Raw genomic sequence first — 17,323 nt, 5'->3', positions numbered from 1 at the left:
GTATAGCCGTTTCGTTTATTTTTAGTACTAGGCAAGGAGTCGCAGGTAGTTGAAATAGTTGATAACTATTTCAAGTGACAGATAAGAAAAGTGTAACTTTTCTCAATGGTACAGCAAGACGAGTGAACGAAGTAATAAAAAATAGAAACGAAATGACGATAAATGTTGATTTTGAAACCATTTTACAGTAGTCACCTAAAGATTGTTTAACCTAGTTTTTAGGAAAGTGCCTAGAATTAGCCTGTTCTCTAAATGGTAATCCTACAGCCTTTATCGGTATATTCTGGGGCAAGGCGGCTTTTTATATTATTTAGGTAATAATGCTAACACATAAGACTAATTTATGATAAAATGACATAGAAGAATAGTATTTAAGGAGGATTTATGAACATAGAAAATAGGAAACGTTTTTCATTAAGAAAAATGTCAGTTGGACTAGTGTCAGCTATCATTGGAACTGTATGCTTGTCATTTCAGTCTAGACCAGTATTAGCAAATGAACAACAAACGCATAAAGTGAACTATCAGTACGTTAGTGAAGATGAGCTGACAGAAGCCGAAAAGCAATTAATTGTGAATGAATTGCCGAAGTTCGATCAAAAAGAAGAGAGTACGTATTATTTAGTTTATCGACCAAATAAAGCGACAAGCCCATTACCGTCTACAGGAAGTGACGGATCTCTTCTTCTTTCTTCAGCTGCGGTACTGTTTATAGTAGTGGGGATTGCCGTTGGTAAACATTCTAAACGAAAAGTAACCTCCCTCTTACTGGTGACTGTTTTAGGGAGTTCTGTCATTTCGCCTAGCGCACTTGCCTTATCTAGTCATGCACTAGCAACCTACAATCAAACACTGGCAGTGAGTGATCCTGAAAATATACCAACGCCGCTAGACATCCCCAATTATCGCTATATTGGGTATATAAAATTAGACCAGTCACAACCTCTCTTACCAAGGCCTAATGAACCACAACCGAAAGATCAAGAGGAAGAGGCTGGTGGTCAAACCACTTCACAAATAGAGATGGTTCCGTTTGATACAGTGTATGCTTCAGACGATACAATGCCTTATGGACAAACTCAAGAAGTACAGGCGGGTCAAAACGGTGAAAAAGCGATTACAATGAATGCTGATTCCACTGAAGTAGTGGGTGAAACACTCACAAAAGCCTCGGTCCCTCGTATCGTAGCTGTAGGGACAAAGCCAGTCATAACAGTCGAAGAGCTTCCGTATCGTGAGCAGCGGATAGAGGACGATACCTTAGAACAAGGACAAGAAGTTGTTGAACGTTCCGGAGAAAATGGTACAAAGACAACAACTGTCACCTATACATTGAATCAGCAAACTGGACAAGTGACACAAAGTGAACCAGTGATAACAGAAGAGCCAGCTGTTGATAGGGTGGTTAGAGTAGGAACTAAAATAAAAGAAATTGAGACGCGGGCAGAAATACCATTTAGTATCCTATATGAATCAGATGATACAGTATCACCTGGTCAAACAAAAGACCTCCAAATCGGACAAAATGGCGAAAAAGTAATTGTTCGACGGGCAGATACACATGAACTTATTCGTGAGACACTCACGAAAGCTCCGGTCCCTCATATCGTAGCTGTCGGCACCCAACCAAGGGTAACAACAGAGGAAATTCCTTATAATGAACGTCGTATCACTGATGATACCTTAGAACAGGGGCAAGAAGTTGTTGAACAGCCTGGACAAAATGGACTAAAGACAACGACCATAACCTATTCATTAAATGAACAAACTGGACAAGTGACCCAGAATGAACCAGTTGTAACAGAAGAGCCAGCTGTTGATAAAGTGGTTAGAGTAGGCAGTAAAATACGGGAAGTTGAAACTCGTACAGTTCTGCCATTTGAAACAGTATATTCGGCAGATGACACCTTAGCGCTCGGTCAAACAAGGGAAACACAATCTGGACAAAATGGTGAAAAATTAACGGTTACACAAGCGGATACAGGTGCTGTTATTCGTGAAACCGTCACAAAAGCTCCAGTTACACGCCAAGTCATAGTAGGTACTCAGCCAACCGTCCTCACAGAAGTGGTACCTTATAGCGAACAAAGGATAGAGGATGACACCTTAGAACAAGGGCAAGAAGTTGTTGAACGTTCCGGAGAAAATGGTACAAAAACGATAACGACAACCTATACAGTAGATGCACAAACAGGACAAGTCATCCCAAATAATCCAACGACAGCCCTCCAACCGCCAATAGATAAAGTGATTAAAGTGGGCACGAAGGCCAAACAGAAGCCGACAGTAACGGTAGCAACTGTCACGAAAAATGAAGCCGGTAAGTCAGTGTCCATGACCTTTACATTGAGCAATCCAAGTCAGACCTATCAGTCAGCGAAAGTAAAATTATATAAAGGTGATGTATTGGTTCGTGATATGGCTATTACGGATATCAACGCACCACTGACGATTGAACAATTAGAGTATTTTACACCATACACCCTTAAAACAGAAGTAACCTATGATTTAGGAAATGGTGTACAAAGCGAGGTACAACAATCAACGGATGTTGAATTAGAGTATAAGAAAATTGAATTTAAAGATATCAGCGGTGTTGAACTATATAAAAAAGTTGGAGAAACGTATCAATTACAAAGTACACCGCAGTTAACGCCAGAGAATATTCGGACACACTTTATTAAAGTATTATCAACAAATGGGAAGCCACTATGGTTACCGATTGCTGATAGTAAGGAAGAAGAAAAAAATGGGGTACCTGTTTATAAAGTACGTGTTGATTTACCAGAACTAGTACAAGATGAACAAGGAGAATATAAAGAAAACACTGTATTTTATCTTCCAAAGTCTGGACAGACATCAGGGCAATTAAACAATTATCGAGTAGACTATACCACGGTACCAAATGCAACAGCAGAACGTACAATAGCCTACTCCAATACAGAAAAATTACTGCCGTTTTATAATAAAGAGTATCTTGTGCATATGGGGAATCAAATCTCACCCTCACAAAAATTGTATCAAACCAATTTACGTGACGTTGTGCCAATGATAAATCATCAACCGATTATGGATATTCATACCAACAAAACGGCTATCAATCGCTTACTATTGCATTATGATGATAACACAATAGAATATGTGGATATTGCTTACAAGGGAGATTTTAAAAATAATCGCATAGCAGAGTATACGATCGCTGGAACATCACTATTATATACACCAGAGGTGTTAGTAGATGACTATGCGGCCATTGTTGATGCTGTTTTACCAACCTTGTCAGCGATTGAATTAGATTCACAAGCAATTCGCCAAACCTTGAATATTCAAGAGAATGATCCGAGAAAGTCAATTCATGATCTGTATTTGGATAGTGCTTTCCAGACTGTCAAGGCAAACTTAGGCGAAGAATTGAGAAAGGTACTGTCAACAGATGCAGCGATTAATATTTCAGAGGGGGCTGTAAAAGAGGCGCTTATTGAAAAAATTAAAGCAAATGCGACACCGTTCCTTTTAGGTTTAACGTATTTAAACAAGTGGTACAATATCAATTACGATGCGGTGAATGTCAAAGATTTGTCGGCTTATAAATTGGACTTCTTTGGCAACCAGGCTGTATCTACGATCGATCATATCATTCGATTAGGAACTTCCGGATTTGACCTACTAAAAGCATCAAATAATGTTCAAGCCTTTGATCGTATCATTGGTCCGTCTAAACATCAAAGGACACTATTTGAGTATGTTGAGAACTATCGTCAACTATTTTTACCAACAAAGTCAAATAATGAGTGGTTGAAAGAAAATAGTAAGGCTTATATTGTAGAAACTGTATCAGGTATAAATGAAGCGCGTCAAAAACAAGATGCAGCGTATGGTCAACGAAATAATAGATATTCTGTAGGTGTTTACGATACTATAACAAGTGATAAGTGGTTCCATCGGAATATGTTATTGCCACTATTAACCTTACCAGATGAGAGTGTATTTGTTATATCAAATATTGCAGGTGTTTCATTTGGCGGATATGAGCGCTATAAAAACGCTACACCATTAACAGGAGATGAGTTCAAGGCTTATGTACGTGAACGTGTCAATACTGCCGCAAACTGGCAACGTGATTATTTTGATGTTTGGTATAACATTTTAGATGATGCCTCAAAAGATAAGCTCTTTGCGACGATTTTGACCTATGATGGATTTAACTATTCTAATGGTCCACGCTCCTGGTCTTGGCGTACACTGCATGATAAAGATGATTCCATTCAAGGTTTCTTTGGACCTGTTGGTCGCTATTATCCTAACAATGGTTTAGGGGCATATGCCACAGGAGTCATTATTCATTTTGTTGCGGATAGAGTGTTAGATAAATTTGGCTCTCAAATATTTACGCATGAAATGACCCATAATTTAGATGGGAAAGCGTTCCTTAATAATTTGCAACGTCGAGAAGGACTTGGCGCAGAATTCTTTGCATATGGCTTATTAGAAGCTCCTGAAAGAAATGCTTCCATTATTGGTATCAATACAATGTTTACAGAACCTGTTGATCATGAAGATAGATATCATGCAGCTAACCCATTAGAGCGTTATCAAAGCATGGCAGATGTCGATCAATACATCACTCGCATGTTTGATGTCATTTATACATTAGATTATTTAGAAGCGCATTCACTTTTAAAACAGTCGAATGATGTGAAGAAAAAATGGTTACGTGTTATTGAAAATAAATATATGATCGATAAAGACGGCCAGCAAACCCATGCCTCTAATAAGATTAGACGTTTAAGTGATGATGAAGTACAAAATATTCAAACCTTGAATGATTTGGTAGAGCACAATATTATCAACAGACGTTCTTACTATGATGAAGCAGAGTTAGCTCGCAATAGCTATTACACGATTTCCATGCTATCGCCAATCTATGCAGCATTAGCAAATGATAAGGGCGCCCCAGGTGATATCATGTTTAAACGCATGGCATTCGAGCTTTGGGCAGCTAAAGGCTATAAAAATGGCTTCTTACCTTACGCTTCAAATCAATATGGACAAGAAGCGCTTGATAGTGGTAGTCGTACCTGGTCAAATTGGTCGAAACGATACGTTGGATTGGTGACGGATAGTTTGATATTTGATAAGGTCTTTAACAATAAGTATCATTCATGGAGTGAGTTTAAACAGGCAATGTATGCAGAACGTATTGGAAAAGCATCATTACTAAAACCAATTACGATTCAATATGAATTAGGTATAGCAAGCTCTAAAAAAGAAGTGACGATTACCTCTGTAGAACAATTACAAGATTTAATGGATGCAGCGATGGCAAGAGATGTGTCAAATATTGATCGAACAACATCGCATGCACCAGCTAGTTGGGTTCACTTCTTAAAATCTAAAATTTATAAAGCCTATCTACGTCAAACAGATGATTTCAGAACATCTATTTACAAATAAAGACAGTGGTTTTATAGTACGTGTAATCCCCACCTTTTCGGTGGGGATTACTTGTTTTTGTCGACTCTAGCGCTTATATCGTCATTTCGTTTCCTAGTACGAACAGCAAAAAGCAAACTAAAAAACTATACTATTTTAAAATGTAATTCCTGTCACTCCGTCAACATCTTCCCTCAATCATCTAGTAGTCAACAGTTTTTCCTTTGAACATTTTCAAAATCTAGCACTCTATCTCATCTCTCAATCATTGGCAGATAGTTTTTTTGATGTTGGACGAGGATAAGCACGTATATACCTCTAAAAATGGGGCGCTGTCAACTGTAGTGGAGATTGAAGAAAAGGCGCGGCCAATAATAAGGAATAATCACGCAATTTTTATTTCTTATGTTGTTTGTCCTGCTTAATACTCTATAAAAGAGTTGCTTGTCCTCTGTTTCTAAGGTGATTGACCTTGTTTCAGTGAGATAGAGGTTTGCTTGAAACATCCCATGTTTATGAAACCGAAATGATTGTTGACAATGCTAGTCTAATTTTTAGATTAAAATGTACAGATAATTCAAAGAATGTTATAATAGTCACAAACAATGAAAGGAGTAGTAGGGTGAGTCACACTCAGAAACTGTCACGAGAGAAGAAAAAGTATTTGTTGGCAAGACTGAGGGAGCAGGTACGACCGAAGATGAGGGTAGTTTATGTGGCTGCTTTTTTGTCATGGGTTCAGTTCTTGGTTCGGATTTTGAATTTTTACTGGATTAGTCAAGCTTTTGCAGCTTATGTGGTAAAGGAAGTAGTTCATTTCAGTGACTTGGTTCTTCGTTTACTGGTCTCCAATCTAGTTGGTTTTGCGGTTGCCTTACTTGCCAAGCGTTTGCAGGGAATTGCTTCCCAGTTTGCCCGAGATGCACTAAAGAAATCCTTTTTTGATGTCTTGATTGCACAGGATGGTCAATTTGAATCAGAAGCGACAGCAGCCGAGGTCTTTACGGTCGCATCGCAAGGAATTGATAGCTTAGATACTTATTACTCTCATTATCTAAACCTATCACTTCGAACCTACTTGAATTGTACAACGGTCTTGATTTTAGTAGCTTGTCTATTTCCATTAGGAAGTCTCATTTTCATTTTAGCACTTCCCTTGATTCCGATTTCGATTGTTCTCATGCAAAAGCAGTCGCAGCGCATTATGAATCGCTACTGGATGTCTTATATGGATGTTGGAAATCTCTTTCTGGATGATTTGAGGGGGTTAAATACCTTGTATGCCTATCAGGCGGATGACTTGTATGAGAAGAATTTCAATGAGCAAGCAGAAGAGTTCAGGGATGCGACCATGGAGTTATTAGGCTTTCAATTACAGGCGGTAGGGTACATGGATGCGGTTATGTATCTAGGGATTGGTATATCTGGCCTTGTAGCGATTGGTCAATTAGTTGCGGGAAACTTATCCTTATTTCACTTTCTCTTTTTTATCCTGATTGCGACTGAGTTTTTTGCCCCTATTCGAGAGCAGGGGTACGGCATGCACCTGCTGATGATGAATACCAAAATGGCAGATCGTATCTTTGGTTTCTTAGATCGTATGGAGGAGGAAACTGCGGAGAAACGTATGGTTTTGGAGAGCTTTAATCGGGTCTGTCTGAGAAATCTCTCCTTTGCGTATGGAGAGAAAAAGATTTTACAGGACATTAACATGGATATGTCAGCTGGGCATATCTATGCTATTGCAGGAATATCTGGTCAAGGAAAGACGACCCTGGCTCAGCTGTTGATGAAACGTTTGATTGCTCAGCAAGGAGAAATTGTATTTGGTGAAACATCGCTTCGTGACCTGTCTCAAGCGGCTATCAATCGCCAGCTTCTCTACGTATCTAGCCAATCTTATCTTTTAAACCAGTCCATTTACGATAACCTGGCCATGGCTTGTAATTGGACGAAAGACGAGGTGTTTGTCTGGATGGATAAGCATGGTATTTTACAATTCATTCATGATTTGCCAGATGGTTTAGATACGATAGTGGGAGAAAATGGGCAGGGTCTTTCTCCTGGCCAACGTCAACAGCTTATCTGTGCTCGAGCAATCTTGGCTAATCGCTCTTTGTATATCTTTGATGAGATGACATCTAGCGTAGATGTGGAGAATGAAGCACTCATCTATCGTTTGATTCAACTAGTAGCACAGACCGCAATCGTTGTCATCATTACCCATAAGATGAAGCACGTTTATCTAGCAGATACCATTCTTTTTCTAGCAGATCATCAAGCTTATATAGGTTCAGCAAAGGAATTATATACTGGGAATCCAGCCTTTCGTCACTTAGTAGATACTCAGAAAAATTTGGAGGAGCTTGTCTATGGCTAAGGAAAGATACCCAACAAGAATAGTGATACCACGGTTGATAAAGACCATGCAGCACTTGCTTCCCTACATCGGTCTTGCAATCTTCTTTGCGATGATGGGTTTTGTGACGACCGTGGGGATTCCTGTTCTGTTGCTGCAACTGGCAGAGCAGGCTTTAGAAAGGGGAGTAACACCCTCTTGGTTATCTCTGTTCATCCTTGTCATGCTAGGTTTGTTACGTGGTGTTTTCCGATATGGTGAGCATTACTTCGGACACTATGTAGCCTTTCATAGTCTAGCTACTTTTCGCAAAATGATGTTTGCTAAATTACGCCGCTTAGCGCCAGGTCAATTTGAGTGTCAAGACAGTGGTGTCTTGCTCAAGATGATTAGCGAGGATATTGAAGCCTTGGAAATCTTTTTTGCTCACACCTTGGCACCTGTTTCAACAGGGATTTTGGTTGCAGTCCTTATGTTTGCTATCTTTGTTAGGTATGGGTGGGAATTGGCTGCTCTAGCGCTTGTGACCTACTCCTTGCTTGCTCTTATCTTACCGAATCGATTTGCTAAGCATCTGACCCCTATTTTACAGGCGCAAAATCAGGAGCGGAATGTCTATGTGGCCTCTTTTCTTCAAGGCCTAAAAGCGGTCAAGGATTTGTTGCAATTTCACCAAATGGAAGCCTACACTAAGGTCTTGCAGGCGCAAAGTCAGCAAGTCAATGCCAGAGAAAGACAGGTAGCCCAGGCCAACTTTCTACAACAGACCTATAGTTTTGCAGTGATGGGTCTGGGGATGACAATCTTTGCTTGGAAAACGCTGATACTAGTCCAAATGGAGGACTTAAGCATGTTTACAGGTCTATCATTAGTGGTTGCCTTTATCAGTTCCTTTACGCCATTTTTGGAATTGAGTCGCTTGCCATTAGGATATAAGCGGGCTGTGAATGCAGGGCGTAATATCTTTGCCCTGCTTGATGAACCAGAAAGGGAAAAGACAGGTGTCCCTTTCTTGGAAACCATTGATGAGATTGACATTTGTAATCTACAATTTGTCTATCCGGATAACGGAAAGGCGGTGTATGATGGACTGTCTGTTGATTTTACAAAAGGGGGGATTGTCGGTATTGTTGGTCCGTCAGGTGCGGGTAAATCAACCCTGATGAAATTGCTAATGCGTTGGTATGATTGGCAAGGAGGGAGCATTCAGTTGAACAAGCAAAATAGTCAGACCTTACATCCTGATTATTTACAGGCTCATTTTGCCTATGTTCCTCAGATTCCTCAACTTTTCAAACAAAGTATTCGTGAGAATCTAGTCTTGGGACGAGGGGATATTTCAGATGAAGAGATCCTTTCTTTAGCGGAAAAATGCCAGATGAAAGAGCGGATTTTAGAGATGAAAGCAGGTCTTGATACAGTTATCGATGCTACCAGCTTCTCAGCTGGTGAAGCCCAGCGGATAGAATTGATGCGGGCCTTGTTGAAGCGGGCAGACTGCTATATTTTTGATGAGCCAACTAGCAATCTGGACTCGCTCAATGAAGCCTTGTTCCTTCAGCTGGTCAAGCAGGAGTGCAGAGGTTTCGTCTTTCTCATCTCACATCGGGAAAGCACCCTCGCCTGTTCGGATCAGATTTATCGAGTTGAAAATGGTCTTGTGACCTCTCACGACAAACGGGTGAAAGGATGAGGATGAAACCTCCAAATTTCCTAAAAAAGTAGGAACACTGCATCGAGGTTCCCTATAGGAATACCTCCTATAAAACAGTAGGTTCAGAAATGTTAATGCCCAGCCTTTAGCGTGCGTGCATACGGTGAAAGATAGACACTAATGGTTATTCGTGGTATCATAGTATCATTTGAACGAGCTGCCTTACTCAGTTTAGTACTCGTCAACCGTCAACTGTTTCTATCGTTATACTAGGAATATCCTTTCCTTTTTTCAACGGCTATCATGCCCTTGAAATCATCAACGACTGCGCTGAGATCTTGATGCCCATTCTGAGAAGTGGAGAGGGGCTTTTGTTTAGCCGCTATCTCCAACCTTTTATAGTCATTTCGTTTATCTTTTATGACTTCGTTCACTCGCGTTGCTGTACATCAGTACAGCCGGCAGCTCGTTGTCTAGTACTAAGAGTAAACGAAAGGACTATACAATTCTCAATGGTGAAAGCAAGTCAGATAGTGATTGTATAGAGTATAAAAGTTGCTTTACTGTTCATACTAAGCTAGATATGGAGAAAATAATGAAACAATTAAAAGTAAGAGATTTAATGGTAACAGGGGCTTTTGCGGCTCTCTACTTTCTATGTGTGGGGCTGGGGACCTTGGTAGCGGCGATATTTGACCGTTCGGGTAATATGATGTATGCTCCAGCTTTTGCGGCCATTTTAGGTGGTCCAGTCTATATGCTTCTGTTGGCTAAGGTCGGTAAATTTGGTTCCATTAGCCTGGTGGGTGCTGTGATGGCTTGCTTCTTTTTCATGTCAGGTTACATGGCAGCAGCTTTTTTACCCAGTCTGGTCTTTGGTATCGGAGGAGATTTGATTGCAAAGCAGGGACAATACAAGCAAAAATGGTTCAATACGATGAGTTTTGTCGTCTTTTCTTTTGGAAATTTAGGACCGATTATTCTCATGTGGTTGATGAGAGATGCCTACGTGGCCAGTCTTGTAGCACGCGGAAAATCGGCAGAATACATTGCGCGTGTCATGGTTGATTTTACTCCTGTACATGTGCTAAGTTTGACGGCAACGATTGTGGTTGGAGCCTTGCTTGGAGCTTTTTTAGGTCAACAGATGCTTGCTAAATCCTTCAAAAAATCGGGGTTATTGGAATGAGATTTGATGCCAGAAGCAAGATTTTATTGGTCATTTTTGCAGGTGTCACCTATGGTATGCATGTGACAGCCTTGGAACGTGGCTATCTGCTAGTAGGTATTGCAATTTGTGGTCTCCTTGAGGGGCGCATTAAAATGGCACTCGTGACTTTATTAGGTTACCTTGCGGTTTATCAGATGAGCCAAGTAGCGATGCTTCCAATGTGGCTCTTTCGTTTTACCTTTATGCTGAGCCATATCTGGGTTCCCCTTATGGCTGGGCATTTTCTACTCCTCACGACGTCAGCCTATGAGCTGATTCATGGTCTTAGAAAATGGTACCTACCAGAGAGTTTTTTGCTGACTTTAGGGGTCATGTTTCGCTTCCTTCCTCTGATAAAAAAAGAGGTTCGAGTGATTCAAACATCTTTGAAAACACGGGGAATATTTTTGAGGAAATATGATTTTTTTCTGCAACCCCATCGTTATATCGAATATGTCTTGGTACCTTTGATGATGTCGCTTCTGCGCTCGGTGCAGGATCTGACAATTGCTACTTTGACCAAGGGGCTTGCGGTGACCAAGAGACCAAGTGAATTTGTGCTATCTCACTGGACATGGTTAGATTGGAGTGTATGTGCATGGTGTCTCAGTTTTCTCATTCTGAAATTCAAGTAGAAGCCAGGTCCTTGCGGCTTCGATATGCTCATGGCGAGAAACTAGCCTGTCAGGTGGAGGAGTTACACCTTGCAAGGGGACAATGTCTGATTTTGTGTGGTCCGAGTGGATCTGGTAAGTCCTCGCTTTTACATCTTATCAATGGGTTGGTTCCAGAGTATTACCCAGGAGAGATTGAGGGGAGCCTGCGAATCGGGCAGCTCTCCTATCAAGAGGCCAGTGTTGAACGTTTAGCCAAACAGGTAGCTTCGGTCTTCCAGAATCCAACCACTCAATTTTTTCATCAAGAAGTTCTACAAGAGCTCGTCTTTCCTTGTGAAAACCAAGGAATGACACACGGTGCGATTTCTGAGCGATTGGCAGAGATAACAGAAGTTTTTCGGTTGGAGCAGTTGTTACAGCAGAATCTGGAACATCTATCAGGTGGGCAAAAGCAGGTTGTTGCTATTGCAACTGCAGCCATGCAGGGAACGGACATCATGGTTTTTGATGAGCCGACTGCTAATTTAGATGCGATAGGTGTAAAGCGAGTTCAGGAATTGCTCCTCGCCTTGAAAAAGCAGGGGAAGACCTTAATCATCGCAGAGCATCGTTTGGCCTATCTAACCGAGATAGCAGATTTCTATGCTTATTTTTATGAGGGTCAGTTGTTAGAACAATTACCAGCACCAGACTTTATGGCTTATTCTGAGGAGAAGCGAGCGGAATGGGGCTTACGGACAACTGATTTAATCCCCTATCAAGCGCGTGTGAAAGATCTAGCTCACGTCTTTACGAATGACCAAGCAGGGCTTGAATTGCATCAGTTCCGTGTGTATCACCATGGGGACTACCTCTATCAGCTGGATCAGCTGGTGTTAGCACCTGGACAGGTTGTTGGTCTTATCGGTGCAAATGGGTCTGGGAAAACGAGTTTTGCTCGTTCTTTGGTGGGCTTAGAGGGTGATAAGACCGGTCCTGTTAATTGGAAAGGGCAGGTCTTACATGCCCGAAAACGTCTTGCTAAAATGGCCTATGTCATGCAAGATGTACGCCAACAATTAGTGACGGAACAGGTCGAGAAAGAATTGAGCTTAGGACGTGCGTCTGATAAACTAGACTACGAAGTATTGAGGGCTTTTCGACTTACTCAACTCCTAGATCGTCATCCTATGAGCCTATCGCTGGGTGAGCAACAGCGCTTGATGATTGCGGCTAGCCTATTAAGCGATAAGGAAATCATTATTTTGGACGAGCCCTCAAGTGGTCTTGATCGAGAGCAAATGGAGCAACTGGCAACCCAACTCCAGTATTTAAAGGCCAAAGGGAAACTGGTACTGCTCATCTCTCATGATGATGAATTGCTAGCCAGAGTTTGCGATAAGGTAGTAAATATAAGATACGAGGGCGTGTAAAAATTCGTATGAAAATAGGAAATTGACGCCGTGTCTTAGGACACAAGGCAATTTATACCTAAAGGTAGCCACACCTGTAAGCAACTAAAGTTGCAATAGTTGCGTTTCTTTTTCGCACAGAGTTTAGGGCGTGTTCCACTATAAGATACGAGGGTGTTTGACACGAGCGCTACTCGTTTTATAGTCATTTCGTTTCTATTTTTTATTCCTTCGTTCACTCGTCTTGCTGTACCATTGAGAAAAGTTACACTTTTCTTATCTGTCACTTGAAATAGTTATCAACTATTTCAACTACCTGCGACTCGTTGCCTAGTACTAAAAATAAACGAAACGGCTATATTTCCAACATTCCACAGTCTTTCTAGCCTATCTATAAAGCCAGAATGTAGATAACTTATATTCCTTGCTTTATTATTTTTAAAAATGTATAATGAAAGCGATAACAGAATTTTGGATTAGAAAGGAATAAAATAGGAAACAATACTATCCAAAATTCAAGTTGTAAAAAGGCGTAAGTTAAATGATAGTGAATTGAATAAAGGTTAGGACCTTGTTAATGATAGTTCTTCAGTTTTTAACTAGTACGTATTATAATCTCTATACGGTATATGGAATAGATTTTAGAAAACGTGTAATTGCCTACAAAAATTCAGGGCATTCCAAACAAGAAACCTGCAAGGTCTTTGGTAGTAGTCGTAATACCCTCTATCTCTGGGAAAAACAACTGGAAGCTACTGGTACATTAGAGATTGCTCCTTGAAAAAGGAAGCCTCGTAAACTTCCATTAGACCAGTTGGAAGCCTATGTCAAGGAACAACCAGATGCTTTTTTGCGAGAAATAGCAGACCATTTTAACTGCCGTCCCCAATCTGTTTGGATAGCGTTGAAGAAAATTGGAGAAAAGACCACACATTGTCGCGAACAGAGCCTAGAAAAGGTTAGACGCTTCCTAACTGTCCTTTCTGCCAAAACAATAACGGAGTTTTGGGATACTATTTTAAAACTGATTGTCTATAATATCAGTCATCTGCATTAGCTTGCGGTATTCTTTTGTCAGTCGACTATTATGTAATTTAGAAAAGTTTCATTATGAAAAAGATAACAAAATTAAAAAGGTTTTTCTTAACGCTTTTAACTCTTAGTATTACTACATTATTTGGTATAACAACTGCATACGCGTACGAAAATACTCAACAAGTGAATTCAACAAACGACACAATGCTGGAACCTAATCAACCAAATATACCCATTCAATCAACAGATGAGCGAATTGCCTACATAGATCAAGAAACAGAAGTCGCAATGAACTATATTGTCCATTATAATAACCGAATGTACTTTGATTTAGATAGAGCACAAAAAGATGGTGTTTCAGGTGAAGCACTTGATATTGGTTTAGCAATTGAAGATGTTAGTAATGAATATATGAGTGGAAAATTTATTCCAAGTACTTATTTTCGCTCTGTTCCGCTTCCTATATATGGTAACTACTGTGGGCCCGGACATAGTGGGAATAACTTTACATTACCTCCCATTGATCACTTAGATTGGGGTTGTATGCAACATGATAAATGTTACAAGCCTTGGTCTCCAGGACAAAATTGTGAGTGCAATAGGCAACTCATCTATTTCATTCAAACAAATCGAAGATGGATGCCAGATTCTGCACTTCCAATCGCTAACGCTATTAGAGCATATTTTGAAAGAGTAGGACTTATTGGATGTTAAAAAGGATAAAGGTAATTGGGAACAAATATAGTCATCATGTTATCGGAATAATGTTATTCATTTGGATTTCCCTACTCCTCCTTCCCGGTCAATATTTAGGAGAGAATTATTTTATCAGAAATAAAATACTGCTTGATATATTTCCGGTGATTGGAGTGCTACTCATTGTTTTATCTGCTCTATGTAAAAACATAAAATATTTGATTTTGGGTATCAGTTTATTTTTCGCTTTCTATCTCACCATGCTACTTGGCTATCTATTCCTCGGAGGTTAATAGCCATATAAAGGATTTTTAGACATATAAGATAAGAAAGGAAGTCTGGGATAACCATAGAAAAATAGGAAACGCAAGGACAGGACCAGTACTGATAGGGATAAAAGTATGGCTGGCTTGTATAATCTGGAACATTGACATAAAGGAGTGGACTTCATGTGGAGATTGAAACCATAATGAAGTTCAGCTCCTTTTTGGGTTCTAGTTGGTATCTGTTTAAGGTTTCTATCAGAAAAATTTAACAATTTTTTCAGAAAATAAACCTATACTCTTTCTATATTAATCGTCTACACAAATCCGAATCGTGGATTGGAGTAGCGAGAAGAATAGAATGGAGAAAATCTGAATGAATGTAAACCACATGTTAATGTCATCTGTCACGCTATTGAGTATGAGTTTCCTTGTTGCTTGCTCAACGGCTACAGGTCAATCACCCACTAACTCGCAAACCAGTCAGGCTATGACGACACTCGCAAACCAATCATCTAGTACGATTGATTGGGATAGCTTGCCGACCAAGGAAGTAACCTTGAGTAATGAGGGGATAACGATCACAGAAGCAGGCACCTATGTGTTGACAGGTACCACAACAGCAGGAGTAAAGGTCAATACGACTGGTAATGTCCGTTTGATTTTGGCAGGAACGACCATTTCAAGTCAAGATACAGCTGCAATCTATGTAGAAGCAGCAGACAATGTTGTGCTAGACTTAGAGGACGGGACGGAAAATACGGTGTCAGATAGTAAGCAGCACATCGATAGCGATGTCGCAGGAGCGATTCATTCTAAGGCTGATTTGACCATTACAGGCACAGGTAGTTTGATTGTTGAGGGAAATTTTGAGGACGGGATTGTGTCTTCGGACGATCTCGTCATTGAGGCTGGTACTATTCAGGTTATTGCTTCTGATGATGGTATCCGAGGGAAAGATTCAGTGACGATTACAGGTGGTACGATTGATGTGACCGCGGCAGGTGACGGGATTAAGTCCAATCACGATCAGGATATGAGCAAGGGGAATGTCTTGATTGCAGGTGGTATCATAACTGTTCAAGCCGGTGATGATGCAATCAAGGCAGAATCAAGCTTGATCATGAATGATGGGCAAGTGACAGTGACAAAAAGCACCGAGGGACTAGAGGCCACAAATGTGACCCTCAATGGCGGAAGTCTCGCTATTACCGCAACAGATGATGGTATCAATGCTACAAGCGATGCCATGGGAGCAGATATTTTTATCAAAGTGACAGGTGGGACCACCAAGGTTACTGTTAGTCAAGGTGATACGGATGCGTTTGATTCAAATGGGAATCTCTTCATCTCAGGTGGGAGCATCGCTATCACAGCGCCAACATCAGCTTTTGACTTCGATGGGACAGTAGAGTTTACCGGCGGTGATGTGACAGTCAATGGGCAAAAACAAACCGAGATTGTTGCAACAGGACCGGACAGTGGTTTTGGTGGTGGACGTGGAGTAGGCAACCGTCCTGGTGGTTGGTAATCGTTGTAGAATGTTCTATTCCCCAAAGCAATCTGTAATGGAGTGTGACTTTCTACTGTTTACTCCCGTATATGTTTTCTAAAACAATCTCTTATGCCGCACCAATGTAGTCTTAGGACTAGGCACCGAGCTGCAGGTTGTACAGGCTGTACTTCAGTACTATCTGCGACTCCGCTGCCTAGTACTAAAAATAAACGAAATGGCTATAAAAAATAAACAAAAGACTATAGTGGGGCATACTTTTTGGAAGTGGAGCTGCTATCAAGACAAGAAAAAGAGGAGTAGGTCTTACTCCTTTATTTCCTATTTTCAAGCGAACCACTCCACTGGCTTACTCTTGTTTTCTGGCTTCGGGACTTTAGGGTACTCGCCATACATCAAACTAGTACTCGTCAACAATCAAACTCTGATGTCGTTTCCTCACCTTGCTGAAAATCAGTTTTACCTTTGGTTTCGTTTCCTATTTAGATGTTGATTGTAGAGAGTATAGGATTATAGAACTCGTAACGAACTCAAAGGAAACCTATATCTGTAAAGCAGGTACAGACTGCAACGGCTACGGCAACATAGAGGAAACTTGGCGAAAAATCTTAGGGAGCATTTGCTCTGCAAACGCCTATTTCCAGCCTTTAACAGCTGAAGCAATCTGAGGTATTGATGTGAAGCTTGAGAGTGGAGAGGGGCTTTTTCCCTAGTTTTCATCCCCAGCTTCATCATGCTTCCTTGTGAAATCGAGTTAAATGCCACTGTTTAGAGGATGTAAAAAACTGACTGAGGTTGGGACTTTGAACGGCTCCCTGTCAAGTAGACAGTCAAATAATAAAAGATATTAAGCAACCTGATTCCTGAATTCTATAGGAGTCAGGTTATTTAATTTGGTCTGATAGCGTCGTGTATTGTAAAACTCAATATAGTGTTCGATGTCTGTGACGAGCTCATCATAGGTCTTATATTTCTTCAGGTGATAAGCTTCTGTCTTGAAATGCCCAAAGAAACTTTCGATTGGGGCGTTATCAATACATTTACCAACCCGAGACATGGATAAGGTTAATCCAGCTTGTCGTGCAAAGTATCGATACGCTTTAGAAGTATACTGGCTCCCACGATCGCTGTGAACCAGTGGTGTCGCACCTG

The 17,323-nt window shown here is 40.7% G+C and carries 9 protein-coding genes and 1 pseudogene; 9 read left to right on the top strand and 1 reads right to left on the bottom strand.

Annotation, left to right across the window (positions count from 1 at the left end; genetic code table 11):
• Window positions 1–384: 384 nt before the first annotated feature.
• The 9 genes and pseudogenes from E4T79_RS08020 to E4T79_RS07980 all read left to right on the top strand — a co-directional run bounded on the left by E4T79_RS08020 (window position 385) and on the right by E4T79_RS07980 (window position 16,189).
• Window positions 385–5,454, top strand: a complete 5,070-nt coding sequence (locus E4T79_RS08020) for a ZmpA/ZmpB/ZmpC family metallo-endopeptidase (protein WP_135029281.1) — start codon at window positions 385–387, stop codon at window positions 5,452–5,454.
• 679 nt (window positions 5,455–6,133) lie between these two features.
• A complete protein-coding gene (locus tag E4T79_RS08015; RefSeq protein WP_228063824.1) occupies window positions 6,134–7,813 on the top strand; it encodes an ABC transporter ATP-binding protein/permease in 1,680 nt (559 codons plus the stop codon).
• Window positions 7,806–9,485 carry an ABC transporter ATP-binding protein gene (locus tag E4T79_RS08010; RefSeq protein WP_135029276.1) on the top strand — a complete coding sequence of 560 codons (1,680 nt, stop codon included), beginning with the start codon at window positions 7,806–7,808 and terminating at the stop codon, window positions 9,483–9,485. The genes E4T79_RS08015 and E4T79_RS08010 overlap by 8 nt, the downstream gene beginning before the upstream one ends.
• A 556-nt stretch (window positions 9,486–10,041) precedes the next feature.
• Complete coding sequence (locus tag E4T79_RS08005; RefSeq protein WP_135029274.1) at window positions 10,042–10,635, top strand: MptD family putative ECF transporter S component; 594 nt, start codon at window positions 10,042–10,044, stop codon at window positions 10,633–10,635.
• Window positions 10,632–11,291, top strand: a complete 660-nt coding sequence (locus E4T79_RS08000) for an energy-coupling factor transporter transmembrane component T (RefSeq protein WP_135029272.1) — start codon at window positions 10,632–10,634, stop codon at window positions 11,289–11,291. The genes E4T79_RS08005 and E4T79_RS08000 overlap by 4 nt, the downstream gene beginning before the upstream one ends.
• Window positions 11,255–12,685, top strand: coding sequence for an ABC transporter ATP-binding protein (locus tag E4T79_RS07995; RefSeq protein ID WP_135029270.1), 1,431 nt, complete (start codon window positions 11,255–11,257; stop codon window positions 12,683–12,685). The genes E4T79_RS08000 and E4T79_RS07995 overlap by 37 nt, the downstream gene beginning before the upstream one ends.
• A gap of 556 nt (window positions 12,686–13,241) precedes the next feature.
• Window positions 13,242–13,721, top strand: a pseudogene (locus tag E4T79_RS07990) (IS630 transposase-related protein).
• 53 nt (window positions 13,722–13,774) lie between these two features.
• Window positions 13,775–14,413 carry a phospholipase gene (locus E4T79_RS07985; protein ID WP_135029268.1) on the top strand — a complete coding sequence of 213 codons (639 nt, stop codon included), beginning with the start codon at window positions 13,775–13,777 and terminating at the stop codon, window positions 14,411–14,413.
• Window positions 14,414–15,034: 621 nt separating this feature from the next.
• Window positions 15,035–16,189 carry a carbohydrate-binding domain-containing protein gene (locus E4T79_RS07980; RefSeq protein WP_228063823.1) on the top strand — a complete coding sequence of 385 codons (1,155 nt, stop codon included), beginning with the start codon at window positions 15,035–15,037 and terminating at the stop codon, window positions 16,187–16,189.
• 829 nt (window positions 16,190–17,018) lie between these two features.
• Here the strand turns inward: E4T79_RS07980 and E4T79_RS07975 are convergent.
• Window positions 17,019–17,323 (bottom strand): IS3 family transposase (locus E4T79_RS07975; protein WP_167752581.1); only part of this gene is annotated, 305 nt, incomplete at its 5' end.

The sequence above is a fragment of the Streptococcus sp. LYSM12 genome (genome assembly GCF_004569635.1).
Taxonomy (GTDB): Bacteria; Bacillota; Bacilli; order Lactobacillales; family Streptococcaceae; genus Streptococcus.
This window is presented reverse-complemented; position numbering and strand designations above follow the sequence as displayed.